This is a genomic window from Streptomyces sp. NPDC051684 (assembly GCF_044453445.1).
GTDB lineage: Bacteria > Actinomycetota > Actinomycetes > Streptomycetales > Streptomycetaceae > Streptomyces.
The window spans coordinates 15,048-39,402 of the sequence record NZ_JBITCS010000014.1 but is presented as its reverse complement, the minus strand read 5'-3'; the positions used below and the strand labels follow the sequence as shown (position 1 = coordinate 39,402).

Annotated in this window: 19 protein-coding genes and 2 pseudogenes; 10 read left to right on the top strand and 11 right to left on the bottom strand. The window is 71.3% G+C overall.

Translation table 11 applies throughout. From position 1 onward, the window contains the following. Window positions 1-5 precede the first annotated feature (5 nt). The gene (locus ACIA8D_RS18380; protein ID WP_399233301.1) at window positions 6-419 is read right to left on the bottom strand and encodes an organic hydroperoxide resistance protein; all 414 of its coding nucleotides are present in this window, start codon (window positions 417-419) and stop codon (window positions 6-8) included. 103 nt (window positions 420-522) lie between these two features. Between ACIA8D_RS18380 and ACIA8D_RS18375 the strand changes: the two genes are divergently transcribed. After that, window positions 523-999 (top strand): MarR family winged helix-turn-helix transcriptional regulator, encoded by a 477-nt coding sequence (locus tag ACIA8D_RS18375; protein ID WP_399233298.1) that lies wholly within the window; start codon window positions 523-525, stop codon window positions 997-999. Between the two features lie 109 nt (window positions 1,000-1,108). On the opposite strand, the pseudogene ACIA8D_RS18370 reads toward ACIA8D_RS18375, so the two are convergent. Next, window positions 1,109-2,302: pseudogene (locus tag ACIA8D_RS18370) on the bottom strand (threonine/serine exporter ThrE family protein); the annotation flags it as partial. A gap of 223 nt (window positions 2,303-2,525) precedes the next feature. Between ACIA8D_RS18370 and ACIA8D_RS18365 the strand changes: the two are divergent. Genes ACIA8D_RS18365 through ACIA8D_RS18355 form a run of 3 tightly spaced genes read left to right on the top strand, consistent with a single transcriptional unit; the run spans window position 2,526 to window position 4,315 of the window. Continuing rightward, window positions 2,526-2,972, top strand: coding sequence for a helix-turn-helix transcriptional regulator (locus ACIA8D_RS18365; protein ID WP_399233296.1), 447 nt, complete (start codon window positions 2,526-2,528; stop codon window positions 2,970-2,972). A 54-nt stretch (window positions 2,973-3,026) separates the two neighbouring features. After that, entirely contained in the window at window positions 3,027-3,461 is a 435-nt protein-coding gene (locus ACIA8D_RS18360; protein WP_399233293.1) for a VOC family protein, read from the top strand. Next, window positions 3,458-4,315 carry a class I SAM-dependent methyltransferase gene (locus ACIA8D_RS18355; protein ID WP_399233292.1) on the top strand — a complete coding sequence of 286 codons (858 nt, stop codon included), beginning with the start codon at window positions 3,458-3,460 and terminating at the stop codon, window positions 4,313-4,315. The genes ACIA8D_RS18360 and ACIA8D_RS18355 overlap by 4 nt, the downstream gene beginning before the upstream one ends. A gap of 91 nt (window positions 4,316-4,406) precedes the next feature. Here ACIA8D_RS18355 and ACIA8D_RS18350 read toward each other — a convergent pair whose 3' ends face one another. After that, window positions 4,407-5,042, bottom strand: coding sequence for a TetR/AcrR family transcriptional regulator (locus tag ACIA8D_RS18350; RefSeq protein ID WP_399233289.1), 636 nt, complete (start codon window positions 5,040-5,042; stop codon window positions 4,407-4,409). A 135-nt stretch (window positions 5,043-5,177) separates the two neighbouring features. Here ACIA8D_RS18350 and ACIA8D_RS18345 point away from each other — a divergent pair, with 135 nt between their 5' ends. Together ACIA8D_RS18345 and ACIA8D_RS18340 are read left to right on the top strand one after the other, a co-directional pair. Then, entirely contained in the window at window positions 5,178-6,098 is a 921-nt protein-coding gene (locus ACIA8D_RS18345; RefSeq protein WP_399233288.1) for an ABC transporter permease, read from the top strand. Continuing rightward, window positions 6,091-6,945 carry an ABC transporter ATP-binding protein gene (locus ACIA8D_RS18340; RefSeq protein WP_399233286.1) on the top strand — a complete coding sequence of 285 codons (855 nt, stop codon included), beginning with the start codon at window positions 6,091-6,093 and terminating at the stop codon, window positions 6,943-6,945. Before ACIA8D_RS18345 ends, ACIA8D_RS18340 begins: the two co-directional genes overlap by 8 nt. A 75-nt stretch (window positions 6,946-7,020) precedes the next feature. Here the strand turns inward: ACIA8D_RS18340 and ACIA8D_RS18335 are convergent, their stop codons facing one another. Further along, window positions 7,021-11,970: an NAD-glutamate dehydrogenase gene (locus ACIA8D_RS18335; protein WP_399233283.1), complete on the bottom strand. Its 4,950-nt coding sequence runs from the start codon at window positions 11,968-11,970 to the stop codon at window positions 7,021-7,023. 461 nt (window positions 11,971-12,431) lie between these two features. Here ACIA8D_RS18335 and ACIA8D_RS18330 point away from each other — a divergent pair, with 461 nt between their 5' ends. Continuing rightward, window positions 12,432-12,998, top strand: coding sequence for a DJ-1/PfpI family protein (locus ACIA8D_RS18330; RefSeq protein ID WP_399233281.1), 567 nt, complete (start codon window positions 12,432-12,434; stop codon window positions 12,996-12,998). Between the two features lie 363 nt (window positions 12,999-13,361). Here the strand turns inward: ACIA8D_RS18330 and ACIA8D_RS18325 are convergent, their stop codons facing one another. The 4 genes and pseudogenes from ACIA8D_RS18325 to ACIA8D_RS18310 form a co-directional block, all read right to left on the bottom strand. Beyond that, window positions 13,362-13,706: a LuxR C-terminal-related transcriptional regulator gene (locus ACIA8D_RS18325; RefSeq protein WP_399233279.1), complete on the bottom strand. Its 345-nt coding sequence runs from the start codon at window positions 13,704-13,706 to the stop codon at window positions 13,362-13,364. 16 nt (window positions 13,707-13,722) lie between these two features. Further along, window positions 13,723-14,115, bottom strand: a pseudogene (locus ACIA8D_RS18320) (LuxR family transcriptional regulator); the annotation flags it as partial. Window positions 14,116-14,368: 253 nt separating this feature from the next. Beyond that, window positions 14,369-15,064: an HAD family hydrolase gene (locus ACIA8D_RS18315; RefSeq protein WP_399233276.1), complete on the bottom strand. Its 696-nt coding sequence runs from the start codon at window positions 15,062-15,064 to the stop codon at window positions 14,369-14,371. Between the two features lie 31 nt (window positions 15,065-15,095). Continuing rightward, on the bottom strand, window positions 15,096-15,614 hold the full coding sequence (locus tag ACIA8D_RS18310; protein ID WP_399233275.1) for a DUF6912 family protein: 519 nt from the start codon (window positions 15,612-15,614) through the stop codon (window positions 15,096-15,098). Window positions 15,615-15,884: 270 nt separating this feature from the next. Between ACIA8D_RS18310 and ACIA8D_RS18305 the strand changes: the two genes are divergently transcribed. Beyond that, a complete protein-coding gene (locus tag ACIA8D_RS18305; protein WP_399233273.1) occupies window positions 15,885-16,343 on the top strand; it encodes an Rv3235 family protein in 459 nt (152 codons plus the stop codon). Here the strand turns inward: ACIA8D_RS18305 and ACIA8D_RS18300 are convergent. The 3 genes from ACIA8D_RS18300 to secA all read right to left on the bottom strand — a co-directional run bounded on the left by ACIA8D_RS18300 (window position 16,333) and on the right by secA (window position 21,872). Next, the gene (locus tag ACIA8D_RS18300) at window positions 16,333-17,499 is read right to left on the bottom strand and encodes a lipase family protein (protein ID WP_399233272.1); all 1,167 of its coding nucleotides are present in this window, start codon (window positions 17,497-17,499) and stop codon (window positions 16,333-16,335) included. The two genes, ACIA8D_RS18305 and ACIA8D_RS18300, sit on opposite strands and share 11 nt — an antisense overlap. Before the next feature lie 212 nt (window positions 17,500-17,711). Continuing rightward, window positions 17,712-18,944 carry a helix-turn-helix domain-containing protein gene (locus ACIA8D_RS18295; protein ID WP_399233270.1) on the bottom strand — a complete coding sequence of 411 codons (1,233 nt, stop codon included), beginning with the start codon at window positions 18,942-18,944 and terminating at the stop codon, window positions 17,712-17,714. 117 nt (window positions 18,945-19,061) lie between these two features. Then, the gene (gene secA / locus ACIA8D_RS18290; RefSeq protein WP_399233268.1) at window positions 19,062-21,872 is read right to left on the bottom strand and encodes a preprotein translocase subunit SecA; all 2,811 of its coding nucleotides are present in this window, start codon (window positions 21,870-21,872) and stop codon (window positions 19,062-19,064) included. A 229-nt stretch (window positions 21,873-22,101) separates the two neighbouring features. Here secA and ACIA8D_RS18285 point away from each other — a divergent pair, with 229 nt between their 5' ends. Then, window positions 22,102-22,674, top strand: coding sequence for a GNAT family N-acetyltransferase (locus tag ACIA8D_RS18285; protein WP_399233266.1), 573 nt, complete (start codon window positions 22,102-22,104; stop codon window positions 22,672-22,674). Window positions 22,675-23,099: 425 nt separating this feature from the next. Continuing rightward, window positions 23,100-24,287, top strand: coding sequence for a winged helix-turn-helix domain-containing protein (locus ACIA8D_RS18280; protein WP_399233264.1), 1,188 nt, complete (start codon window positions 23,100-23,102; stop codon window positions 24,285-24,287). The last annotated feature ends 68 nt before the right edge of the window (window positions 24,288-24,355 follow it).

Below are 24,355 nucleotides of genomic sequence, written 5' to 3'. Positions count from 1 at the left end.
CCGTCCTACTCGACGACGAGCCGCACGTCGATGTTGCCGCGGGTCGCGTTCGAGTACGGGCACACCTGGTGTGCCTGCTCGACCAGCTTGCGGCCGGTCTCGGCGTCGACCGAGTCGGGCAGCTCGACGCGGAGCACGACGGCGAGCCCGAAGCCCTCGCCCTGCTTGCCGATGGAGACCTCGGCGGTGACGGCGGCGTCGGAGACGTCCACCTTCGCGCCCCGGCCGACGAGCCCGAGCGCGCTGCCGAAGCAGGCCGCGTAGCCGGCGGCGAAGAGCTGCTCGGGGTTGGAGCCCTGCCCGTTGCCGCCCATCGCGGTGGGCACGCCGAGCTGGAGGTCGATGACGCCGTCCGAGGAGACGGCGCGCCCGTCGCGGCCGTGGGTGGCGGTGGCGACGGCGGTGTAGATGGCGTCCATGGAGGACCTGCCTCTCGATTCGTTGACCCTCTGCCTGCCCCTTAAATAGAGCACACAATTCAATTGTGCACAACTCAATCGCGCTGCCGGGTACCCTGTTCCCATGGCCAGCACCGACGAGTTCCTCCGGCTCGACCGCCAGATCTGCTTCGCGCTCAACGCGGCGTCGCGCGCCTTCGGCGGCGTCTACCGGGAGCTGCTCAAGGACCTGGGCCTCACCTACCCCCAGTACCTGGCCATGCTGGTGCTCTGGGAGACCGCCCCCGAGGAGGGCCCGCTCCCGGTCAAGCGCCTGGGCGAACGCCTCCGCCTCGACTCCGGCACCCTCTCCCCGCTCCTCAAGCGCCTGGAGACGAACGGCCTGGTCCGCCGCGAACGCAGCACGGCGGACGAACGCTCGGTAACGGTCACCCTCACGGACGCCGGCGCGACCTTGAAGGACCGCGCGGCGGAGGTCCCGCGGCAGATCGCCGCGGCGACAGGCTTCGACCTGGAGGAGATCGAAACCCTGCGGGCCCGCCTCGAGCAGCTGACGAGGGCACTGGACGGGTGGGCAAAATCAAGCCCCGCCGGCGATTGAGGCGCGGGGTCCGGGGCGGAGCCCCGTGACGTCCACCCCGCCGCGGCGAAACATTTCCGGCCCCCCGAACCCTCCGCACAAGCTGAGCCGCCTCCCCCGCCAACCCCACCCCCACGGCGATCGCCAACGTCACCGCCGCCGCATGCACCAGCCCCCCGACCCCCGCCGTGGTCCGCCCGGAGGCAAGCGCGGCGAGCGCCACGTACAGCGCGCTGCCCGGCAGCAACGGGGCGATCCCGGGAACGACGAGCGGCAGCGCCGACTCCCGCCGCCTCCTGGCCAGCGCATGCGCCGCACACCCGACACCGGCCGCCACCACCGCCGTACCGACGAGCGAGGGAAGCCCGAGGACGGCGAACTCGGCCGCCACCACGAACCCGCCGAGCCCGAGCAGCGCGGCCGGCAGCCAGTCGCGCCGCGGCGTCCGCGCCCGCGCCGCCACGGCCACCGAGAACACCGCGGCCCCCACCGCGGGCGCCCCCAGATACTCGGCCCGCTCGGCCGTCGGCACGACCGGCGCCTCGAACCCGAAGAGCCGCCCCACGCCGAGCACCGCGACCACGCCCGCGACCACCGCGGCGAACACCAGCATCGCGTCGAAGAGCCGCCCCAGCGCGGTCAGATAGTGCCCGGTGAGCGCGTCCTGCACCGCGCTGACGAAGGTGACGGTCGGCAGCAGCCCGAGCACCCCGGCGACCACGACGGACTGCACGGTCGCGGGCGGCGCGCTGTGACTGATCGCGACGGCGAGCACGGCGGCCGGCATCGCCGCGACGGCCGACCGGTAGAACGCGGGCACGCCGTGCCGCCCCAGCCAGCCGCTCAACAGCGCCCCGAGCAGCCCCGCGACGAACGCGCACACCGAGGTCAGCGCGCCACCACCGAACGCGATGCCACCACCGGCGGCCACGAACCCGGTCTGTACGGGCACCCGCCACCGGACCCACCGCCCCCGGTCCGGGGGCGCGTCGAGTATCCGCGCGGTCGCGGCCCGCGCTTCGTCCAGACCCAGTTGCCGCGCGCTGATCCGCTCCACGAGCGCGTGGATGTGCCCCAACGTCCGGAAGTCGGTGGCGTGCTTGCGGATCACCCGGTTCGCGTGCAGCGGCGTGAGCTCACCGGGCGCGTGCGCGGACAGCGACACGGAGGCGAGCGTGACGCTCGGCTCGCAATAGCTGAGCCCGTACGTCTCGGCGACGACCAGCATCCCGGCGACCGCCTCCTCGGCGGAGGCCCCGTACGACAGGAGCGCCTCCCCGAGCCTTGTGGCGAGCTCGGCGACGCGCGCGCCGTAGGCCTCCATGTCGGCCCGCCCGTCGTCGTGCAGCAGCTCGCCTCCGTAGCCGTAACTTCTGATCGGCTCGATGCCGCGCAGCCGGGGCAGCGCTTTGGTCAGCCAGGGGTCGGTGCGGTCGAAGGCGGGGGCGGGGCGGGTCCTCGAAGGCATACAAATGGATCGTAACGGACATCACACTTGAATGACTTAAGAGTTTCGCGCCAGGACCGGGGCTGCCAGGATCGAAGCGATGGACACGGCCGCCGACGGACACCTCGCCCACCTGCGCCGGCTGCGCGCCGCCAAGGACGCGATGGACCGGGACTGGGCCGACGAGGCACTGAACCTGGACGCGGTGGCGGCCCGCGCCGGCTACTCGCGCTCGCACTTCGTGCGGGCGTTCAAGGCGGCGTACGGGAGGACCCCCGGCCAGTACCTCTCGCGGCGCCGCATCGAGCGCGCGGCGGAGATGCTGCGCACCTGCGACCTGAGCATCACCGAGATCTGCCACCTCGTCGGTTTCACCGGCCTCGGCACGTTCACGACGCGCTTCAAGCAGCACACGGGCCGGACCCCGGGCGAGTACCGCCGCGAGAAGCTGCGCGACGGCGCCGCACTCATCCCCGGCTGCTACGCCCTGCTGTGGGCGGGCGGTCTCCAGCCGCGACGGCAGAGCAATTCCGGAGAAGCCGGCTGAGCACCCGGCTGCCTACGGTGGAGCGACCAGGACAAGCACACCGTGGGAGCCACCATGATCAAAGGCGTCGGCATCACGACGATCTGGACCCTCGACCAGGAACGCACGAAGACGTTCTTCACCGAGAAGCTCGGCATGGAGCTCCGCACCGACATGTCCATGGGCGACTCGCGCTGGGTCACCGTCGGCGCCAAGGACCAGCCCGAGTTCGAGCTGGCCCTGATGCGCCCCGACGGCCACGGCGTCGACCCCGAGTCCGCCAGGGCCCTCACCGAACTGGTCACCAAGGGCGTCATCGGCGGCGGCGCGCTGCGCACGGACGACTGCCGCGGCGACTACGAGACGTTCAGGGCGCGCGGCGTCGAGTTCCTCCAGGAGCCCAAGGAACGCCCGTACGGCATCGAGGCCGTGTTCCGCGACGACAACGGCAACTGGTACTCGCTGACCGAGCGCAACGAGGAGCTCGACCTCTCCAAGGAGTGGGCGTGACCGCACCAGCCGCCCCCGCCCCCGACAACACCGCCGAGCGCTGCGCCCTGTGGCGGGCGATGCACGTCCAGGTCGACGACGCGCCGCACGTCCTGGAGGACGAGGTGGGCCTGCGCCTGCTCGACCCCGCGCCCGACTGGCGCGAGCGCCCCGACATGGAGCCGACGGCGACCCGCGGCTTCCGGGCCGCGATGGTCTCGCGGGCCCGCTTCGTCGAGGACCTCGTGGAGCGCGCGTCGGAGCGCGGCGTCGACCAGTACGTGATCCTCGGCGCGGGCCTGGACACGCTGGCCCAGCGCCGCCCCGACCTCGCCGCCCGCCTCGACATCTACGAGGTCGACCAGCCCGGACCGCAGTCCTGGAAGCGCGCCCGCCTGGAGGCGCTGGACTACGGGGTCCCGCCCCGCCTGCACCTCGTCCCCGTCGACTTCGAGGCGAAGGAGTCCTGGTGGGACGGGCTGACGGCGGCCGGTTTCGACCCGCGCCGCCCGGCGGTCGTCGTCTCGACGGGCGTCGCCATGTACCTCACCCGCGAGGCCACGGCCGCGACCCTGGAACAGACCGCGGAGCTGGCCCCCGGCTCGACCCTCGCGCTCTCCTTCATCCTCCCGCCTGAGCTGATCGACGCGGCGGACCGCTCGGGCATGGAGACCAGCAAGAAGGGCGCGAGCGCCGCCGGCACGCCCTTTCGCAGCTTCTACGCCCCCGAGGACATGCTCGCGCTCGCCCGCGGGGCCGGATTCGGCACAGCCGAACACGTACCCGGCACCGAGCTGGCAACCCGCTACTTCTCGGCCCGCGCGGACGCCCTGCGCCCGTCGAGCGGCGAGGACTTCCTGGTGGCGACCACCTGAGCCGTAAGCGCTTTGGGACTGTGACGCGGGACGACGAACCGGCCGTCATCCCACGTCACAGTCCCACATAAGCACCCCACCACAGCGCCCCTCAGAGCGCCTTGAGGGCCGCCGCCGTCGCCGCCGACAAGCGCTTCAGGTGGTCCTTCGGGAGCTTCGGGGCGCGGACCACCACCGTGCGCCAGTACAGCGGGCCCGAGATCAGGTCCAGCGCGAGCTCCTCGTCCAGGCCCTCGCGCAGCTCGCCCCGCTCCACCGCCGCCCGTACGATCCCGCTCGCCACCCCGTGCTGCCCCTCGCGCAGCGCCTTCTGCAGGGCCTCGGCGATCTCGGGGTTGCGGGCCGCCTCCGCCTGGAGGTCCGGGATGATCTGGCCGGCCACGGGGTGGCGCAGCGCGCGTGCCGTGACCTCGTACAGGAGGCGGAGGTCGGCCTCCAGGGAGCCGGTGTCCGGGGCGGGCAGGCCCTGCACGGCGATGGCCGAGACGAGGTCGAGGACCAGGTGGAGCTTGGACTTCCAGCGGCGGTAGACCGCCGTCTTGCCGACGCCCGCGCGGCGCGCGATGCCCTCGATGGACATGCGCGCGTAGCCGGCCGAGGCCAGCTCCTCGAAGACCGCCGCGCGGATGGCTTCCGTCACGTCCTCGCGCAGGACGGCCGCCCCGGCGGGGACCCTGCGACGCGTCGGCTTGGAGGAGTCGGCGTTGGTCGTCATATGGCAAAGCATAGGCGCGCGACGACGAAACGGTTGCGTTCCGACGTCGATCCGCCCTACTCTCACGTCACGACGATACGGACCCGTCCCGACGTGAACGGCGGGTGAACACCGGCCGTCGCCCCCCCCCGACCGAAAGCAGCGGATGTGAGCCAGGTCCTGGACGCGCCTCCCCCGCAGGAGGCACCGCGGTCCACCCCCGAGGATCCGGCGGCCCTCGCCGCCCGGTACGGGCTGAGCGTCAGCGGCGCGCGGCCCTCGCTGCCCGCGTACGTGCGCCAGCTGTGGCAGCGCAGGCACTTCATCTCGTCCTTCTCGACCGCCAAGCTCACCGCGCAGTACAGCCAGGCGAAGCTCGGGCAGGTCTGGCAGGTGCTGACGCCGCTGCTGAACGCGGCGGTGTACTACCTCATCTTCGGCAAGCTCATGGGCACCAGCCGGGGCGTGCCGGACTACATCCCGTTCCTGGTCACGGGCGTGTTCGTATGGACGTTCACGCAGTCGTCGGTGATGGCGGGGACCAAGGCGATCTCCGGGAACCTCGGGCTCGTGCGGGCCCTGCACTTCCCGCGGGCCTCGCTGCCGGTCTCGTTCTGCCTCCAGCAGCTCCAGCAGCTGCTGTTCTCCATGTGCGCGCTGGTGGTCATCCTGCTGGCGACGGGCGTGCCGCCGGCGCCGTCCTGGGTGCTCGTGGTGCCAGCCCTCACGCTTCAGTTCGTCTTCAACACCGGGCTCGCGCTGATCATGGCGCGGCTGGGTTCGAAGACCCCGGACCTCGCGCAGCTGATGCCGTTCCTGCTGCGTACGTGGATGTACACGTCCGGCGTGATGTGGAGCCTGACCCGGCTGACGGAGGGGCAGGACATCCCGTCGTTCGTGCGCACGCTGCTCCAGGCGAACCCCGCCGCCGTCTACATCGACCTGATGCGCTTCGCGCTCATCGACAGCTTCACCGCGGACCAACTCCCGCCGCACATCTGGGCGCTGGCGGCCGGCTGGGCGCTGCTCGCCGGGGTCGGCGGGTTCATCTACTTCTGGAAGGCCGAGGAGACGTACGGTCGTGGCTGACATTCTTTCCGATACGAACGACGAGCGGATCCCCACCGTCATCGCCGACGGCGTCGACATCGTCTACCGCGTCAACGGCACCGGCGCGGGCCGTGGCGCCGCGACCGCCGCCCTCAGCCGCATCCTCGGCGGCCGGAAGAAGGCCGAGAAGCGGGCGGGCGTACGCAAGGTGCACGCGGTGAAGAACGTGTCCTTCACCGCCCACCGCGGCGAGGCCATCGGGCTCATCGGCACCAACGGGTCGGGGAAGTCAACCCTGTTGAAGGCCGTCGCCGGGCTGCTGCCCACCGAGAACGGGGCGATCTACACCGACGGCCAGCCCTCCCTGCTCGGCGTGAACGCTGCCCTCATGAACGACCTGACGGGCGAGCGCAATGTGCGGCTCGGCGGGCTCGCGATGGGCATGTCTCCCGAGCAGGTGCGGGAGCGCTACGACGAGATCGTCGACTTCTCCGGGATCAACGAGAAGGGCGATTTCGTGACGCTGCCGATGCGGACCTATTCGTCCGGCATGGCGGCCCGGCTGCGGTTCTCGATCGCCGTCGCGAAGGAGCACGACGTGCTGCTGATCGACGAGGCGCTCGCCACCGGCGACCGGTCCTTCCAGAAGCGGTCCGAGCAGCGGATCAAGGAGCTGCGCAAGCGGGCCGGCACGGTCTTCCTCGTCAGCCACAGCAACAAGTCCATCCGCGACACCTGCGACCGGGTGCTGTGGCTGGAGCGCGGCGAGCTGCGGATGGACGGGCCGACCGAGGACGTCCTCAAGGAGTACGAGGCGTTCACCAACGCCGCGGGCCCGGCCAAGCCCAGGGCGAAGGCCAAGCCGAAGGCGCCCGTCGCGGCGTAGCCCCTGCTCCCTACGGGAAAAAGGGGGCGCCCCGAGCCGGTGATCCGGCTCGGGGCGCCCCCTTCGCGCGTACTGCTACGAGTGCGTACGCAGCAGCGTGCGCATCGTGCGCATGGCGACCGAGAGGTTCGCCAGGTCGAACGAGTCCGAGCCCTGGATCTCCTCCAGGGTCGAGCGCGCCCGGCCCAGGATCGCCGCGTTCTTCTCCTCCCACGCCTTGAACCGCTGCTCCGGCGTCGAGGTCCCGTTGCCCGCCGCCAGTACGTCGGCGGTGAGCGCGGCGTGCGCCGCGTACAGGTCCTCACGGATGGAGGCGCGGGCCATCGACTGCCAGCGGTCGGCCCGCGGCAGCTCGATGATGCGGTCCATCAGTTGCGTGATGGCGAGGCGGTCGGCGAGGTCGTAGTAGACCTCGGCGACGGACAGCGCGTCCTTGCCCGTGCGGTCGGCGATCTGGACGATGTCGAGCGTCGGGAAGGCCGAGGAGAATCCGGCGACGCGCTCCGCCAGCTCCTCCGGGACCCCGGCGCCCGTCAGCTCGTCGAGGATGCCCTGGTACCACTCGGCGTCGGCGCCGCGCAGCATCTTCGGCATCTCCGACCAGACCTTGGTGACGTCCTCCTTGAAGAAGTCGATCGTCTCGGCCAGCTGGAGCGGCTGCGGGCGGTTGTTGAGCAGCCACCGCGTGCCGCGCTCGACGAGGCGCCGCGAGTGCAGGCGGATCCGGGTCTGGACGTCGGCGGCGACGACATTGTCGAGCGCCTCGACCGCGTCCCAGACCTCGCTGAGGCCGAAGATCTCGCGCGCGGCGAGCTGCGCCCGCACGATCTCCTCCAGGGACGCGCCCGTCTCCTCACGGAGACGGTGCAGGAACGTCGAACCGCCCGTGTTCACCGTGTCGTTGACGAGGACCGTCGTGATGATCTCGCGGCGCAGCGCGTGCCCGTCGATCGCCTCGGCGTACTTCTCGCGCAGCGGCTGCGGGAAGTAGGCATGCAGCAGACGGCGCAGGTACGCGTCGTCCGGCAGCGACGTCTGGATCAGCTCGTCGGCAGCCGTGATCTTCGTGTACGCGAAGAGGACGGCCAGCTCCGGCTGGCTCAGGCCGCGCCCGGAGTTGAGGAGTTCGCGGATCTGCCGGTCGTTCGGCAGGAACTCCAGGCCCCGGTCGAGGTGGCCCTGCTTGCCCAGGCGGCGCATGAACCGCTGGTGGGCGTGGAGCAGGGACGGCGCCTGGGCGCAGGAGTTGGCCAGCGCCGTGTTCTGCGCGTAGTTGTTGCGCAGCACCAGGTGGCCGACCTCGTCCGTCATGGCGGCGAGCAGCTTGTTGCGCTGCTTGACCGTCATGTCGCCGTCGGAGACGAGCCCGTTGAGCAGGATCTTGATGTTCACCTCGACGTCCGAGGTGTTGACGCCGGCGCTGTTGTCGATGGCGTCGGTGTTGACGCGGCCGCCGCTGCGGGCGAACTCGATGCGGCCCAGCTGGGTCGCGCCGAGGTTGCCGCCCTCGCCGATGACCTTGGCGCGGACGTCCTGGCCGTCGACGCGGATCGGGTCGTTGGCCTTGTCGCCGACGTCCGCGTTGGACTCGACCGACGACTTGACGTACGTGCCGATGCCGCCGTTCCACAGCAGGTCGACCGGCGCCTGGAGGATCGCCTTCATCAGCTCGGCCGGGGTCATCTTCGCCTGGCCGGACTCGATGCCGAGGGCCTCGCGGATGTGGGCGTTGAGCTGGATCGACTTGGCGGAGCGCGGGAAGATGCCGCCGCCCGCCGAGATCAGCTCCTTGTTGTAGTCGGCCCACGAGGAGCGCGGCAGCTCGAACATGCGGCGGCGCTCGGCGTAGCCGGTGGCCGCGTCCGGCTTCGGGTCGATGAAGATGTGCCGGTGGTCGAAGGCGGCGACCAGGCGGATGTGCTCGGAGAGCAGCATGCCGTTGCCGAACACGTCACCGGACATGTCGCCGACGCCGACGACCGTGAAGTCCTCGGACTGGCTGTCGACGCCCAGCTCCCGGAAGTGCCGCTTGACGGACTCCCAGGCGCCGCGGGCGGTGATGCCCATGCCCTTGTGGTCGTAGCCGGCCGAGCCGCCGGAGGCGAAGGCGTCACCGAGCCAGAAGTTGTACGACTCGGCGACCTGGTTGGCGATGTCCGAGAAGGACGCCGTGCCCTTGTCGGCCGCGACCACGAGGTACGTGTCGTCCTCGTCGTGCCGCACGACGTCGGCGGGCGGGACGACTTCACCGGCGACGAGGTTGTCGGTGATGTCGAGCAGCGCCGAAATGAACGTCTTGTAACTCGCGATGCCCTCGGCCATCCAGGCGTCGCGGTCCACCGACGGGTCGGGCAGCTGCTTGGCGACGAAGCCGCCCTTGGCGCCGACCGGCACGATGACGGTGTTCTTCACCATCTGCGCCTTCACCAGGCCGAGGATCTCCGTACGGAAGTCCTCGCGCCGGTCCGACCAGCGCAGGCCACCGCGGGCGACCTTGCCGAAGCGCAGATGCACGCCCTCGACGCGCGGCGAGTACACCCAGATCTCGTAGGCGGGCCGCGGCTCGGGCAGGTCGGGGATGGCCTGCGGGTCGAGCTTCATGGAGACGTACGTGTGCGGCTTGCCGCCCTGCGCCTCCTGGAAGAAGTTCGTGCGCAGCGTCGCCTTGATGACGGTGAGGAAGGACCGCAGGATCCGGTCCTCGTCGAGCGAGGCGACCTGGTCGAGGGCGCCGTCGACCTCTTCGAGCAGCCCGTCGATCAGCTCGGTCCCGGCGCGCTGCCGGTCCGGCGACATCCGCGCCTCGAACAGCGACACCAGCAGGCGCGTGGTGTGCACGTTCGTCCGGAGGGTGTCCTCCATGTAGTCCTGCGAGAACGTGGAGCCCGCCTGGCGCAGGTACTTGGCGTACGCGCGAAGCACCATCGCCTGACGCCAGTTCAGGCCGGCGCCGAGGACCAGGGAGTTGAAGCCGTCGTTCTCGGCGAGCCCGGTCCAGGTGGCGGCGAAGGCCTCCTGGAAGCGCTCGCGGCCGTCGGCCCCGAGGTCGTCGCCGTTGCCGTTGGCCGGCTTCGGCATGCGCAGGCCGAAGTCGTAGATCCACGCGGTCTTGCGGTCGCTGCACCGCAGCTCGTACGGGCGCTCGTCGGTGACCTCGACGCCCAGGCGCTGGAGCACCGGCAGGACGGCGGACAGGGAGACGGGCGCGCCGATCCGGTAGATCTTGAAGCGGCGCTCGCCGGGGGCCGCGCCCACCGGCTCGTACAGGGAGAGCTCGAAGTCCTTGTTCTCCTGCGTAAGCTGTTCGAGGTGGACCAGGTCGGCCACGGCGGCGCGCGGCGAGTGGTCGGCCTTGAAGCCCTCGGGGAACGCCTGGCCGTAGCGGCGCAGCAGTTCGGCGGCGCGCTCCTCGCCGCACTCGGCGTTCAGCGCCTCCCCGAAGCCGTCGGCCCAGGAGCGGGCGGCCTCGACGAGGCGGGCCTCGATGCGGTCCTTGTCGGCGTCGGAGAGCTCCGGCAGCTCGGTACCCTGCGGGACGCGGACGACGAAGTGCAGCCGGGAGAGGATCGACTCGGTGTTCCAGGCGGTGAAGTCGACGCTGGTGCCGTCGAGCTCCTCCTTGAGGATGTCGATGATCCGCAGCCGGACGCCCGTGGTGTAGCGGTCGCGCGGCAGGTAGACGAGGGCCGAGTAGTAGCGGCCGTACTCGTCCTGGCGCAGGTAGAGGCGCAGCCGGCGCCGCTCCTGGAGGTACAGGACGGAGGTCACGATGGAGCGCAGCTCGTCCGCCGGCGTCTGGAAGAGCTCGTCGCGCGGGTACGTCTCCAGGATCTGGAGCAGGTCGCGGCCGTCGTGGCTGTTGGGCGAGAAGCCCGCGCCCTTGAGGACCTCCTGGACCTTGCGGCGGATGACCGGGACGCGGCGCACGGACTCGGTGTACGCGGCGGAGGAGAACAGGCCGAGGAAGCGGCGCTCGCCGATGACGTTGCCCTCGGCGTCGAACTTCTTCACGCCGACGTAGTCGAGGTAGCTGGGCCGGTGCACGGTGGCGCGACTGTTGGCCTTGGTGAGGACCAGCAGGCGGTGCTCGCGGGCCTTGGCGCGGGCGTCGGCCGGCAGCCGGTTGAAGGACGGCGAGACCGGGTGGTGCTCGTCGCGCTCGTGGTGCGGGTCGGAGCGCAGGATGCCGAGCCCGGTGCCGGGCACGGCGGCCAGCGAGTCGTCCTCGGAGAGGTCGTACTCGCGGTACCCGAGGAACGTGAAGTGGTCGGCGGCCAGCCAGCGCAGCAGCTCGCGGGCCTCCTCGACCTCCTGGTCGGGCAGGTCGCCCGCGGTCGGCTCGCTCGGCAGCTCCTCGGCGATGCGCAGCGCCGAGTCCCGCATCTTCTCCCAGTCCTCGACGCACTCGCGTACGTCGGACAGGACGCGCAGCAGGTCGGAGGTGATCTGCTTGAGGTCGGAGCGGTCGGTCTCGCGGTCCATCTCGACGTGGATCCACGACTCGGTGAGCACGTCGTGGCCCTCGGCGGACGTGCCGGCCGGCAGCACCTCGAGGAGCTTGCCGGTGACATCGCGACGCACGGTGATCTGCGGGTGGATGACGACGTGGATGCCGCGGCCCTGACGGGACAGCTCGTTGGTGACGGAGTCCACCAGGAACGGCATGTCGTCCGTGACGACCTCGACGACCGAGTGGCTGCAGGTCCAGCCGTTCTCCTCGACGGTCGGCGTGTGCACCTTCACGTTCGCCGTGCCCTGCGGGCGGTTCTCCGCGAGGCGGTAGTGCGAGTGTGCGGCCCCGAAGACGTCGACCGGATCACGGTCGCTCAGGTCCTCCGGTGCGGTGTGCAGGTAGTAGCGCTGGAGGAACGCGAGCACGCTGTCGGTGTTGGTGGCGGTCCCGGCGGCCTGCGTGCCCTCGCCCGTCGCCCCGGTCGGTAGGTTCCCCCCTACCGGGCTGTTCTCAGCTACCCGTGCGGCCCTGGTGAGCAGCTCGGCTTTGGCTTCGTCCAGCTTGGTCTGCATTGTCCTCTGGCTCCTGTCGCGCGCCGTTGCGAGACGTAGACGTGGCGTAGATGTATCGCTCGGCACAACGTCCCGACGCGGGGTGTCCGGTCTGAGACGACGTTATGCCCGGATGAGAGATGGGTGGACGACAATGCGCCGTTTTCAACGAAGAGGCCATCCGCCCGAAATGATCAGCGGCTGAGCGCCGGGCACGACCGCTGTGGCAGGTCGTGATCTCCCGGCGCAGGCAGGGGGCGACGATGCCCCCGCGAGATATCGCGCTGATCACGGGACCAGGCTATCGCTCCCCGAGGGGGCAACGTCATGAGCCGCTTGTGTACAAATCAGGGGGGCGAACTTTGACAGTCTGCACAGAACGCCTGAAGCCCTTGCGTAGTACGGGCTCTTGCCAGCCGGGCGGCGCGGCGACACGTTGGGCGCACGACACGGCGGATCCCTCCGAGGGGAGCGTGTGACCAATGGCACCCAAAATCCTGATCGTCACCGGCGACGCGGCGGAGTCGCTGGAAGTCCTCTACCCGTACCAGCGGCTGCGCGAGGAGGGGTACGAGGTCGACATCGCGGCCCCGACCCGTAAGAAGCTGCAGTTCGTCGTCCACGACTTCGAGCCCGGCTTCGACACGTACACGGAGAAGCCCGGCTACACCTGGCCCGCCGACCTGGCCTTCTCCGAAGTCGATCCGGCCCAGTACGCCGCATTGGTGATTCCCGGCGGCCGGGCGCCCGAGTACCTGCGCGGCGACGCCGAACTCCGCAAGATCGTCAAGTCCTTCTTCGACACCGACAGGCCCGTCGCCCAGATCTGCCACGGGCCGCTCCTGACGGCGGCGGTGGACGCGCTGCGGGGCCGGCGGGTCACGGCGTACTCGGCGCTCGAAACGGACATGCAGGCGGCGGGCGCCACGTTCCAGGACGCGGAGGCGGTCGTCGACGGCACCCTGGTCTCCTCCCGCGCCTGGCCGGACCACTCGCAGTGGATGCGGGAGTTCCTGACGGTGCTGCGGGCGAAGGCGCCCACGTCCTGAGAGAGAAGTGCGGTGGCTGCCCCGCCGACGAGGGCAGCCACCGAAACGCGCGGTGCCCCGGACGCAGCGACGGGGGGCCGATGCCACGACAGCCGTGGGGAGTTGACCATTGCCGTCCGGCGCCCCGCCGCGCCGTTCCTCCAGAGCACGCGACACCTGTACATCCTGTCCGTCCCCGAAGGCCCCCGGCATCGGTATCGAGGGGGAGCCGTATACGCATCTACGCAGCGGCGGACGGGATCCGTATACCTAGCGTGTGGGCTCGCTCCTCGCGCCTCGGGCAATCTGCCGCCTTGGGCGGCAGGGTGGGCAAGGCGGCCCCCGGTGCCGCGCACCGATCGCTTCGGCCCCAGCCCCGGACACTCACCCGCCCGCTCCGGTGACCCCCGCCTCCGTCACCGCCGCAATTTCCGTCCGGGACCCCACCCCGAGCTTCGCCAAGATGTGCTCCACATGCGCATCGGCCGTCCGCTTCGAGATGACCAGCCGCTCCGCGATCTCCCGGTTCGACATCCCCTCCGCCACCAGCGCCGCGACCTCCCGCTCCCGCCGGGTGAGCGCATCGACGCCCGCCCCGCGCGCCGCAGGCACCGGCGCCACCGGCGGCGCATCGGCCCCGGCCCGTACGGCGTCGAGCACCTGCGCCCCCACGCCCCACCAGCGCCCGAACTCCTCCTCGCCCAGGGCCCGCAGCACGGCACCGCGCACGGCCTCCTGCTCCTCGAAGAGGGAGGGCAGCGTCGACGAGATGCTCGCAGGTGTCGAGCACGATGAGCAGCCGCCGCCCCTGAAGGTGCGCGACGACCGCGTCGAGCGGTTCCATTCCCGCCTGTTCCGGCAGTTCGAGCACGGCGGCCGACGTGGCGGGGATCAGCTCGGGATCGCGCAGCGCGCTCAGCTCGACGAGCCACACCCCGTCGGGGAACCGCCCGGCGAGCCCGGCCGCGGCCCGCATCGCCGTCCGGCTCTTGCCGACGCCGCCGGGCCCCACCAGGGTGACCAGGCGGGCGCGCTCGAACCCGGCCCGCACCTCCGCGAGTTCGGCCGCTCTGCCGACGAACGTGGTTACTTCCACGGGGAGTTGTCCGCCCCGCCGCTGACCGAACCCGAAACCCATGACTCTCGTCCCCCGTCGTGTCGCCGCGCCACCAGGGGCCCTTCTGACGGATCTTGCTGGAGTCGCGGGCCCTGGCACCCGCCCGGATCCAGCCCGATCCGTCAGAAGGACCCTGACTCCAGCACAGCGTACGCAGCCGACAGCGGAGGGTGAACTGAGTCGATGCAAAATGCTGCGGATACGGGGCGGTTCACGGGTTCCGGTTGACGGCCACGGGCACGGGTCCGGGTGCGGGCGCAGGTGCGGGCGCCGCTCAGGCCGCCGCGGCCATCCGCTCGGCCTCGCGCACCGCCTCCGCGAGCGTGTCGACGACGGGTGCGCCGACCCCTTCGAGGCTGGCCCTGCTGTGCGAGCCGCCGGTGTAGAGGACGGCCTGCGCGCCCGCGGCGAGCGCGGCCACCGCGTCGTCGGCCGCATCCCCGATGACCACGGTCCGCTCCGGGGCCACGCCGTCGAGGACTCCCAGGTGACGCACCATGTACTCGGTCTTGCTGCCGCCGGAGGGACCCGTCCGCCCGTCGACGCGCACGAACCGCTCGGCGATCCCCAACCGGCGCACCAGCGGCACGAGATCGTCGTGTCCGGCCATGCTGAGGATGGACTGGCTGCGCCCGGAGTCCTGCCAGCCGGCGAGCAGCAGCTCGACGCCCTCGGTGAGCCCGCAGTCCACCGCGTACCGCGCGTAGTGCTGGTGGAACGCGCCGTCCATCGCCGCCCACTCCGCCTCGGTGGGCAGCCGGCCCATCATCCGCTCGTAGAACTTGGGGATGGGTATGCAGTAGAGCTCGCGGTACTTCTCCAGCGTGATCGGTGCGAGCCCGACCGCGGCGAAGGCCGCGTTGCTGGCGCGGATGACGGCGTCGTTGTCGTGGAACAGCGTGCCGTTCCAGTCCCAGACGATGTGTGTGCCCGAGTGCGTGACTGTGTGCGTCCCGAAGTGCTTCCCCATGAAAGGAAACTACCCACCTCGCGGCGGTCCGTCAGTGGCCGCCCTCACCCAGGAGGCCCGGGATCTCCTGCGTGGCGAACCACAGCAGGTCGTGGTCCTCCGCGCCGTCCACGACGAACTGCGCGTCGTCGTCGCCCCGGTCGGCCGCGGCGAGCGCCTCGGCGGCGGCCGTGACATCGGCGTCCGCGTCGCCCGAGTCGACGTGCACGGCGGCGGCCTTCGCCAGCGGCACGGACTCGGACACCGTCAGCTCGCCGAGCGCGGCCGGGTCGAGCCCGCGGTCCGGGTCCGCGACGGCGGCCCGGTCCGGTACGTCCACGGCGACGACCACCCGGCGGCGCGCGGCGCCCGGGTCGGCGGCGACGAGCCGCAGCGAGGCGAGCGCGGCGCGGTTGAGGGCCGCGTACTCCAGCTCCTCGATGTCCTCGGACAGGTACCACTCGCGCAGCGCGGGCGTCACGGCGAAGGCGGTGACGGGCGCGGGCCCGATCTCGCCGGCCTTGTACGCCTCTGCGAGTCGAGGCAGGGACAGAGGTACATACACGCGCATGGTCCGGCTGCTTTCTGCTCTGCGTCGGGGGCTTCAGGATACGTGCGGGCGTCCCCCTTCGAGCCGCCGCCCGGGCCCGCCCGCACGTCAACGCGCACCCGCCGCCGACCCCCGGGCACTCCCGGGGATCCGGCCCGCGCGCCGGCCCGGTCACACTGATGGGTGAACCCTGCCCCGTACCCCGGCGCCGCCCGCCGGCCCTTGCCGCCGCGCCCCCGACCTCGTACAAGATCCCCACGAGGAGTTACCGGTCGGTATCGGGGAGGCGTCATGCAGAAGGTCATGAACAGGCGGGGGCCGCGCGGGAACACCCGGCCGCCCGGCCGGCGCGACAGCCGGCGCCCCGGCGCGGGAACACGGCGCGTACCGCCCCGGGTCCCGCCGCACCCCACCGAGCTGTTCACCCAGCGCCTGCTCCTGGTGCTCAGCGGCGACCGGCCCCTGCACTGGTTCGCCCGGCACGCCGCGCACCAGGCCTTCGACGACCTGCTGTGGCTGGTGGAACGCCGCGCCCTGCTGCCCGGCGCGGGCCCCCGCCCGACCGTCCACGGCATCGGCCACTTCGAGCCCGCCCCCGGCAGCTTCGAGGTGTTCGCCCGCATCGCGGTCGGCCCCCGTCTGCACGCCCTGGCCTTCCGGCTCGCCCTGGGCGAGGACCGGCGGTGGCGCTGCACGGCGGTGGAACTGGGCGGCCGACCGCCGCGCGAGGAGCAGGAACTCAGCGGGTGAGCCGCGCGTCGAGCCAGGTGTTGACCTCGTTCAGCGCGGTCACGGGCAGCGAGCGGTGGTCGACACCCTTGTACGGCGTGTACGTGACCTGCGCGCCGGCCGCCCGCAGCTCGGCCGCCGCCTTGCGGGACGTGACCTCCGGGACCGTCGTGTCGGCGGTGCCCTGCACGATCAGGAGCGGGTCGCGGTAGGGGGTCTTCGCCGCCCGGGCGGAGCCGTGGGCCCGGGGGAGGGTGACGGGCGGCTCCGCGTACTCGCGCAGCAGGCTCGCCATCTCCGGCGCCCCGTTGCGGGGACTCGCGTACTTGAAATCGGAGTTCTTCAGCCCCTCACCGGCCTTGAGGATGTCCGCGAGACAGGCGTCCGCCCGGGCCTTGCGGAGGATCTCCATCCCCTTCGGCCGGAGGTAGTCGGCCGGGTCGACACCGGGCGACACGGTCGCCATGCCGGAGACGATGATCGCGTAGTACGGGTTGGCGTCGGCGGCCTGGTCGTTCATGCCGCCCATGTCGAGCATCTGCGACCAGTGGGTCGGCGGGGCCGCGGCGGCTGCCCCGCGCAGATCGAGTTCGGGCGCGTACCGGGGCGCGTAGGCCGCCGTGAACAGGGCCGCGCCGCCGCCCTGCGAGTGCCCGTAGACCGCCCAGTCGCGGCCCACGCGCCGGTCGACGTGGCGGGCCGCGCGCACGATGTCGGCGGTGGCGTGCGCGGCGGACCGCCCGGCCAGATAGGCGTGTTCGCCGTCCGTGCCGAGGCTCTGGTAGTCGGTGGCGACCACGGCGTAGCCGCGCGCGAGCCAGCTCTCGAACATGGTGTGGGCGCGCTCGTCGGGGCCTGTGGCCGACGGGGCGCAGCCGTCCGCGACGCCCACGGTGCCGTGGTCCCAGGCGACCACCGGCCAACCGCCGTGCGGGGCCCTGCCCTTGGGCAGGTAGACCATGCCGGAGACGGTGTCGGGCGAGCCGTCCTGCGCGGTCGACCGGTAGCGCACGCGCAGCGCCTCCCCGGTGGCCGGCGTCCGGAACGAGGCGGGCAGCGCCTCCTGACCGAGCAGCGCGCCGGCCCGCGCGACACCCTGCGGCCGATGGGCGTCGGCGGTGGCGGGTGCCGCGCCGCCGGCCCCCACCACCGCGGCCACCAAGACAGTCGCGGCCATCGCGGCACCCCGCCCGGATTTGTGCGTCATACGATCCATCCCCTTCTCGCCGACCCTTCTCCTGTGCGGACCCGCCCATGGATGCGTCCGCGGATGCGTCCGCGGACCCGCCCGCGGATGCGTCTGCAGAGAAAGATCACTTACGGGCTCCGGGGCCGGTCAAGACCCGTACACGCCCACCGCGACGGCCGGGGCCGCTGACTGTGACCCCGTCACCGCGGACCGTCGGGCGGAGGTGAGACGGTCACAGCGAGGGCCGCGGAGAGCAGCACGATCCCGCTGGTGGAGTGCGGGTCGACACCGGTCAGCGCGGCGGCCCTCGTGACCCTTTTGTCGACCGTGTTGGGGTGCACGCCGAGGTCCGCGGCGGCGCGGCGCCGGTCGCGGTCGGCGGCGAGATACGCGGCGAGGGTGGCCCGCAGTTCGGGGTGCACGCGGAGCGGGTCGAGCAGGGCCGCCACGTCCGTGTCGCCGTCCCGCGGCTGCGCCAGGTGATAGTCGACCAGCACGTCGTTCAGCCCGTACACGCCGGGCGGCCGCCCGGTCTCCCGCACGGTGCGCGCCACGGCTTCCGCCCGCCGCACGGCCGCCGGAACGGCGTCCCGGCCCTCCGCGGCGGCATGCCCGACGAGCACGGGCGCCTGCGCGGCCCGCCCGAGCACGGGCCCGAGCCCCCGCAGCGCGTCGGCCTCGTACGCCCCCGGCAGCAGCACAAGGCCCCCGTTGTCCCGCGACGACATCAACGCCAGCAGCGTCCCCTGGGCAAACCTCCCCAGCGCGGCCCGCACCCTCCGGTTCCGCCGTCTGCGGACCATCCCCTCGCCGGCCCCGCCGCCCGCGCCCGCCTCGATGCGCAGACACAGCACCACGTACCGGTCGGCCAGCTCGATGCCCAGCTCATCGGCGAGCGTGCCGATCGAACGGCCGTCGACCAGCGCCCTGGCAAGGGCCTGCTGCGCCGCCCGACCGTCCGCCCGCAGCTCCTCGTACTCGGCCAGATACCCGCGGATCACGCCCTCCGTCAGGTCGTCGATCACGGTGAGGAGCCGCTCGGTGAGCAGCGCGACGCCAGGGAGTTCCGTCGGCTCCGCCCGCCCCCACAGCTCTCGCGCAAGACGCCGGGCCCCGCCGAGGTACGTGCGCACGACGGCGTCCAGCGGCACCCCTTCCTCCGCCCGCTGCGCGGCCCGCTCCGCGAACGGCGCCCGGTCCACCGGCAGGGCGGGCTCGCCCCGCGCCGCACGTTCGAGGAAGCCGACGAGCGCGAGCCGCGTGGTCCACGCGATCTCCACCTCCCGTACGTCGTCGGGCAGCTCGCCGAACGGTGCCGTCGCGCGGAACTCCTCGTCGACCAGCTCACGTACGAGATCGGGGACCCCCGCGAGAACGCGCGCGGCGACCCGGCGTGCCGCCGTCTCGGCATCTTCATCGTGAGGCTCTGTCATCGACGTACTCCTGAGGATCCGGACCAGGACGAGAGGAAGGATCAGGACGAGACGAAGGGGCTGGGCACCCTGTGCCCAGCCCCTTCACACACACGGCGTCATGCGCGCCGCGTCACGTCACTTCTTGCGACGGCGGCCCTTCTGCTGCTTGCGCCGCTCGGCACGGGTCAGCCCGTCCGCCGAGGAGCGCGTGGGCCCGCCCTCGGTCACGAAGTCGCCCTCGTCGACACCGCCCTCGGCGTTCGGCGCCTGGAAGTGCAGGCGGTCGGGGCGCTGCGGGGAGTCCAGGCCCTTGGCCCGGATCTCCGGACGGCCACCGGCCTGCGCGGGCACCGCGTCCTGCTTCTCCAGGTTCGCGGCCGGCGCCGCGTCCGCCACCGGGACCTCCTCGACCTGCTGCTCGACCTGGACCTCCAGGTTGAACAGGTAGCCGACGGACTCCTCCTTGATGCCCTCCATCATGGCGGTGAACATGTCGAAGCCCTCGCGCTGGTACTCGACCAGCGGGTCCTTCTGCGCCATGGCGCGCAGACCGATGCCCTCCTGGAGGTAGTCCATCTCGTAGAGGTGCTCACGCCACTTGCGGTCGAGCACGCTCAGCACGACCCGGCGCTCCAGCTCACGCATGATCTCGGACCCGAGCTGCTCCTCGCGCGACTCGTACTGCGCGTGGATGTCGTCCTTGACGGCCTCACCGATGAACTCGGCGGTGAGACCGGCCCGGTCCCCGACCTCGTCCTCGAGCTCCTCCACCGTGACCTTGATCGGGTAGAGCTGCTTGAAGGCGCCCCACAGCCGGTCGAGGTCCCACTCCTCGGCGAAGCCCTCGGCGGTCTCGGCACCGATGTAGGCGTCGATCGTGTCGTTCATGAAGTGCTGCACCTGCTCGTGCAGGTCCTCGCCCTCCAGGACGCGGCGGCGCTCGCCGTAGATGACCTCGCGCTGCCGGTTGAGCACCTCGTCGTACTTCAGGACGTTCTTGCGCGTCTCGAAGTTCTGCTGCTCGACCTGCGACTGGGCGGAGGCGATGGCGCGGGTCACCATCTTGTTCTCGATCGGGACGTCGTCCGGCACGTTGGCCATCGACATCACGCGCTCGACCATCTGCGCCTTGAAGAGCCGCATCAGGTCGTCGCCGAGCGACAGGTAGAAACGGGACTCGCCGGGGTCGCCCTGACGGCCACTACGACCGCGCAGCTGGTTGTCGATACGCCGCGACTCGTGCCGCTCCGTACCGAGGACGTAGAGCCCGCCGAGGTCCTTGACCTCCTCGAACTCGTCCTTGACGGCCTGCTCGGCCTTCTCCAGGGCGGCGGGCAGCGCGGCCGCCCACTCCTCGACGTGCTCGACGGGGTCGAGGCCCATCTGGCGCAGCTCGGCCTCGGCGAGGTCGTCGGGGTTGCCGCCGAGCTTGATGTCGGTGCCACGACCGGCCATGTTCGTGGCGACGGTGACGGCGCCCTTGCGGCCGGCCTGGGCGACGATCGTCGCCTCACGGTCGTGCTGCTTCGCGTTCAGCACTTCGTGCTGAACCCCGCGCTTGGACAGCTGCTGCGACAGGTACTCGGACTTCTCGACGGAGGTCGTACCGACGAGGATCGGCTGGCCCTTGCCGTGCTTCTCGGCGATGTCGTCGACCACCGCGTCGAACTTGGCGACCTCGGTGCGGTAGATCAGGTCGGCCTGGTCGGCACGGATCATCGGCTTGTTGGTCGGGATCGGGACGACGCCGAGCTTGTAGATCTGGTGGAACTCGGCGGCCTCGGTCATCGCCGTACCGGTCATGCCGGAGAGCTTGTCGTAGAGCCGGAAGAAGTTCTGCAGGGTGATCGTGGCGAGGGTCTGGTTCTCATCCTTGATGTCGACCCCTTCCTTCGCCTCGATCGCCTGGTGCATGCCCTCGTTGTAGCGGCGGCCGGCGAGGATACGGCCGGTGTGCTCGTCGACGATCATGACTTCGCCGTCGATGACGACGTAGTCCTTGTCCTTCTTGAAGAGTTCCTTGGCCTTGATGGCGTTGTTCAGGTAACCCACGAGCGGCGTGTTGACCGACTCGTAGAGGTTGTCGATCCCGAGCCAGTCCTCGACCTTGGCGACACCCGGCTCGTGGATCGCCACGGTGCGCTTCTTCTCGTCGACCTCGTAGTCGCCGGTCTCCTCGATGCCCTTCAGCGTGTTGCCCGCCTCGCCCTTCTTGAGGCGGGTGACGAGCTTGGCGAAGTCGCCGTACCACTTCGTGGCCTGGTCGGCGGGGCCGGAGATGATCAGCGGCGTACGGGCCTCGTCGACGAGGATGGAGTCGACCTCGTCGACCACCGCGAAGTTGTGGCCGCGCTGGACGAGCTCGTCCTGGGACCACGCCATGTTGTCGCGGAGGTAGTCGAAGCCGAACTCGTTGTTCGTGCCGTACGTGATGTCGCAGTTGTACATCTCACGGCGCTGCGCCGGGTTCATGTTCGCGAGGATGCAGCCGACGGACAGGCCGAGGAACTTGTGGACGCGGCCCATCATCTCGGAGTCGCGCTCGGCCAGGTAGTCGTTCACCGTGATCAGGTGGACGCCCTTGCCGGACAGCGCGTTCAGATACGTCGGCAGCGTGCCGACCAGGGTCTTGCCCTCACCGGTCTTCATCTCCGCCACGTAGCCGAGGTGGAGCGCGGCGCCACCCATCAGCTGCACGTCGTAGGGGCGCTGGCCCAGCACGCGGCGGGCGGCCTCACGGACGGTGGCGAACGCCTCGGGCAGCAGGTCGTCGAGCGTCTCGCCGTCCTCCAACCGCTGCTTGTACTCGTCCGTGAGTGCGCGCAGCTCGGCGTCGGAGAGACTCTCGAAGTCCTCTTCGATGGAGTTGACCTGGTCCGCGATGCGGTGCAGCTTGCGCAGGATCTTGCCTTCGCCTGCACGCATGATCTTCTGGAGGACGGACACGGGGGTTGGTCTCCTTGCCGGTCGGGCCTGGCACGGTCGGTTTTCTCTGAAAACTTCTAGGTATTACTGGGTACTACCAAGGACTACTAGAGCAACGGCCATCGTATGCGAGGACCCCACCGTGCCGGGAGGTCTGCCATCAGGTCCAACGCGCGGGCCGCCGCGAAGGTGCCGGTACTGGCCATGAAAAGTCATGGCGCCCCTGCCGCGTGCCGAGCAGAATCGGGCGATGGACCCCGTGACGCTGACCACCGACCGCCTGCAGCTGCGCACGTTCGTGCCCGCCGACATCGACGAGGTGTACGCCGCGGTCCAGGATCCCGAGATCCAGCGCTGGACCACGATCCCCTCGCCGTACGCGCGCGTGGACGCCGAGTACTTCATCAACCGTGTCGTGGTTGACGGCTGGCGCGGTGACACCGAGTACACGTTCGCGATCCGGACGGAGACCGCCGGCCCGGTGGTGGGCGCGGTCGCCCTGCACCACCCGCGCGCGGGTGGCTGGGAAGTCGGCTTCTGGACGGCAAAACGGTTCCGCGGCCGCGGCTACATGACGGAGGCCGTCCTCGGCGTGGCCCGCTGGGCCTTCACCGACCTCTCCTGTACGCGCCTGGAGTGGCGCGCGGAGGTCGGCAACGTGGGCTCCCTCACGGTGGCCGAACGCGCGGGCTTCACCCTGGAGGCCACCCTCCGCGCCGCCATGCCCAACAGAGGCACCCTCCGCGACTGCTGGCTGGCCTCCCTCCTCCCTCCAGACCTGAACCTCCCCACACCCCTCCCCTACCTCCCGGCCCCCAACTGAGCACCCCACTTCCCCCACGCTCCGGAACCGACCGCTCAGCCCTCTCCCGCACACCAACACCAGCGGCGCCCCTGCCGCACGCGCACCCACACCCGCTGCGTCCCCCGCCCATCTCCCACCCTCCCGCCACCTCCGGGGGCTACGCCCCGAAGCGGCGCCGCCACGCCCGCCTCGGGCAATCCGCCATCAACCCCGGCTCCCACCCGCGTCGCACAACGCCGCCCCCGCCTTGGGCTCACAACCACACGCACGACTCCCCCCCCCCGTAGCGGTCGGCCGCCCCCGCCTTGGGCAATCTGCCGCCTAGGGCGGCAGGGTGGGCAAGGCGGCCCCCGGTGCCGCGCACCCATGACCACGGGCCCCAGCCCCGCCGCAGCCGCACCACACCGACCCCGTTGTCAGACCCGACCTCTATCGTTCCGGCCATGACGACCTCGCCGCGTCCCACCGCCACCTTGTCCGCCGCAGAAGCCCGCCGCATCGCCCTCCGCGCCCAGGGCTTCCTCGGCGCCCCCGACCGCAAGGCCGGCGTCCGTGGCGTCCTCCGCCACCTCGGCGCGGTCCAGCTCGACACGATCTCCGTACTCGCCCGCTCGCACGAGCTGATCCCCTACGCCCGCCTGGGCACGGTCCCCCGGACCAAGGTCGAATCGGCGTACTGGACCCCGGGCAACGCCCCGACCCCCACCCCCCACGCCTTCGAATACTGGTCGCACGCCGCCTGCGTCCTGCCCATCGAGGAGTGGCCGCACTTCGCCTTCCGCCGCCGCGCCTACCGCGCCCGCCCCCACTGGCACCACCACCTCCCCGACGGCGCGTACGAGCAGGTGATCAAGCAGCTCCGCGCGGAGGGCCCCCTGACCGCCACGGAACTGGGCGGCGCGAAGAACAAGGGCGAGTGGTGGGACTGGTCCGAGTCGAAGATCGCCGTCGAGCGCGCGCTGATGTACGGCGAGGTGGTCTGCGTGGAGCGCCGCGGCTGGAAGCGGATCTACGACCTGGCGGAGCGCGCGATCCCGTCGGCCCTCCTGCACGACGACCTCGACGACACCGAGTGCGTACGCCGCCTGGTCCGCCAGGCCGGCGAGGCCCTCGGCGTCGGCACGCGCGCGGACATCGCGGACTACCACCGCCTGAAGAGCGAGCAGTTCGACGCGGTGATCGAGGACACCGGCCTCGTCCCGGTCACGGTGGAGGGCTGGGGCGGCAAGCCGGCCTGGGCCGACCCCGCGGCCCTGGAATCAACGCCCCGCGGCCGCCACCGCATCACGCTCCTGTCCCCGTTCGACTCCCTGATCTGGGAGCGCGCCCGTACGGAGCGGATCTTCGGCTTCACGCACCGCCTGGAGGCATACGTCCCCAAACCGAAGCGGATCCACGGCTACTTCGCGATGCCAGTGCTGGCCGGCGGCCGCCTGGTGGGCCGCGTCGACCCCGCGCGCGCGGGCAGCACGCTGGTCGCCAAGCAGGTCTCCCTGGACGGCCCCAAGGCCGTACCGGCGGTGGCCGAGGCGCTCCACGAAGCGGCGAGCTGGGTCGGCTGCAACAGCGTACGAGTGGAGCACATGGAGTCGGCGCCCCTGAAGAAGTCCCTGACCGAAGCCCTGCTCTAACGACCCTGCCCGGGAGAGACCCACCCAGGCCGAAGCAGACCAGCCCCCAGCCGGTCCGGCAGCGGACC

What these genes read in the sequence shown, in the direction of transcription:
- ACIA8D_RS18380 (WP_399233301.1), bottom strand. Translation starts at nt 419, where the DNA reads ATGGACGCCATCTACACCGCCGTCGCCACCGCCACCCACGGCCGCGAC.
- ACIA8D_RS18375 (WP_399233298.1), top strand. Translation starts at nt 523, where the DNA reads ATGGCCAGCACCGACGAGTTCCTCCGGCTCGACCGCCAGATCTGCTTC.
- ACIA8D_RS18365 (WP_399233296.1), top strand. Translation starts at nt 2,526, where the DNA reads ATGGACACGGCCGCCGACGGACACCTCGCCCACCTGCGCCGGCTGCGC.
- ACIA8D_RS18360 (WP_399233293.1), top strand. Translation starts at nt 3,027, where the DNA reads ATGATCAAAGGCGTCGGCATCACGACGATCTGGACCCTCGACCAGGAA.
- ACIA8D_RS18350 (WP_399233289.1), bottom strand. Translation starts at nt 5,042, where the DNA reads ATGCTTTGCCATATGACGACCAACGCCGACTCCTCCAAGCCGACGCGT.
- ACIA8D_RS18335 (WP_399233283.1), bottom strand. Translation starts at nt 11,970, where the DNA reads ATGCAGACCAAGCTGGACGAAGCCAAAGCCGAGCTGCTCACCAGGGCC.
- ACIA8D_RS18330 (WP_399233281.1), top strand. Translation starts at nt 12,432, where the DNA reads ATGGCACCCAAAATCCTGATCGTCACCGGCGACGCGGCGGAGTCGCTG.
- ACIA8D_RS18315 (WP_399233276.1), bottom strand. Translation starts at nt 15,064, where the DNA reads ATGGGGAAGCACTTCGGGACGCACACAGTCACGCACTCGGGCACACAC.
- ACIA8D_RS18310 (WP_399233275.1), bottom strand. Translation starts at nt 15,614, where the DNA reads ATGCGCGTGTATGTACCTCTGTCCCTGCCTCGACTCGCAGAGGCGTAC.
- ACIA8D_RS18305 (WP_399233273.1), top strand. Translation starts at nt 15,885, where the DNA reads ATGCAGAAGGTCATGAACAGGCGGGGGCCGCGCGGGAACACCCGGCCG.
- ACIA8D_RS18300 (WP_399233272.1), bottom strand. Translation starts at nt 17,499, where the DNA reads ATGGCCGCGACTGTCTTGGTGGCCGCGGTGGTGGGGGCCGGCGGCGCG.
- ACIA8D_RS18295 (WP_399233270.1), bottom strand. Translation starts at nt 18,944, where the DNA reads ATGACAGAGCCTCACGATGAAGATGCCGAGACGGCGGCACGCCGGGTC.
- ACIA8D_RS18285 (WP_399233266.1), top strand. Translation starts at nt 22,102, where the DNA reads ATGGACCCCGTGACGCTGACCACCGACCGCCTGCAGCTGCGCACGTTC.
- ACIA8D_RS18280 (WP_399233264.1), top strand. Translation starts at nt 23,100, where the DNA reads ATGACGACCTCGCCGCGTCCCACCGCCACCTTGTCCGCCGCAGAAGCC.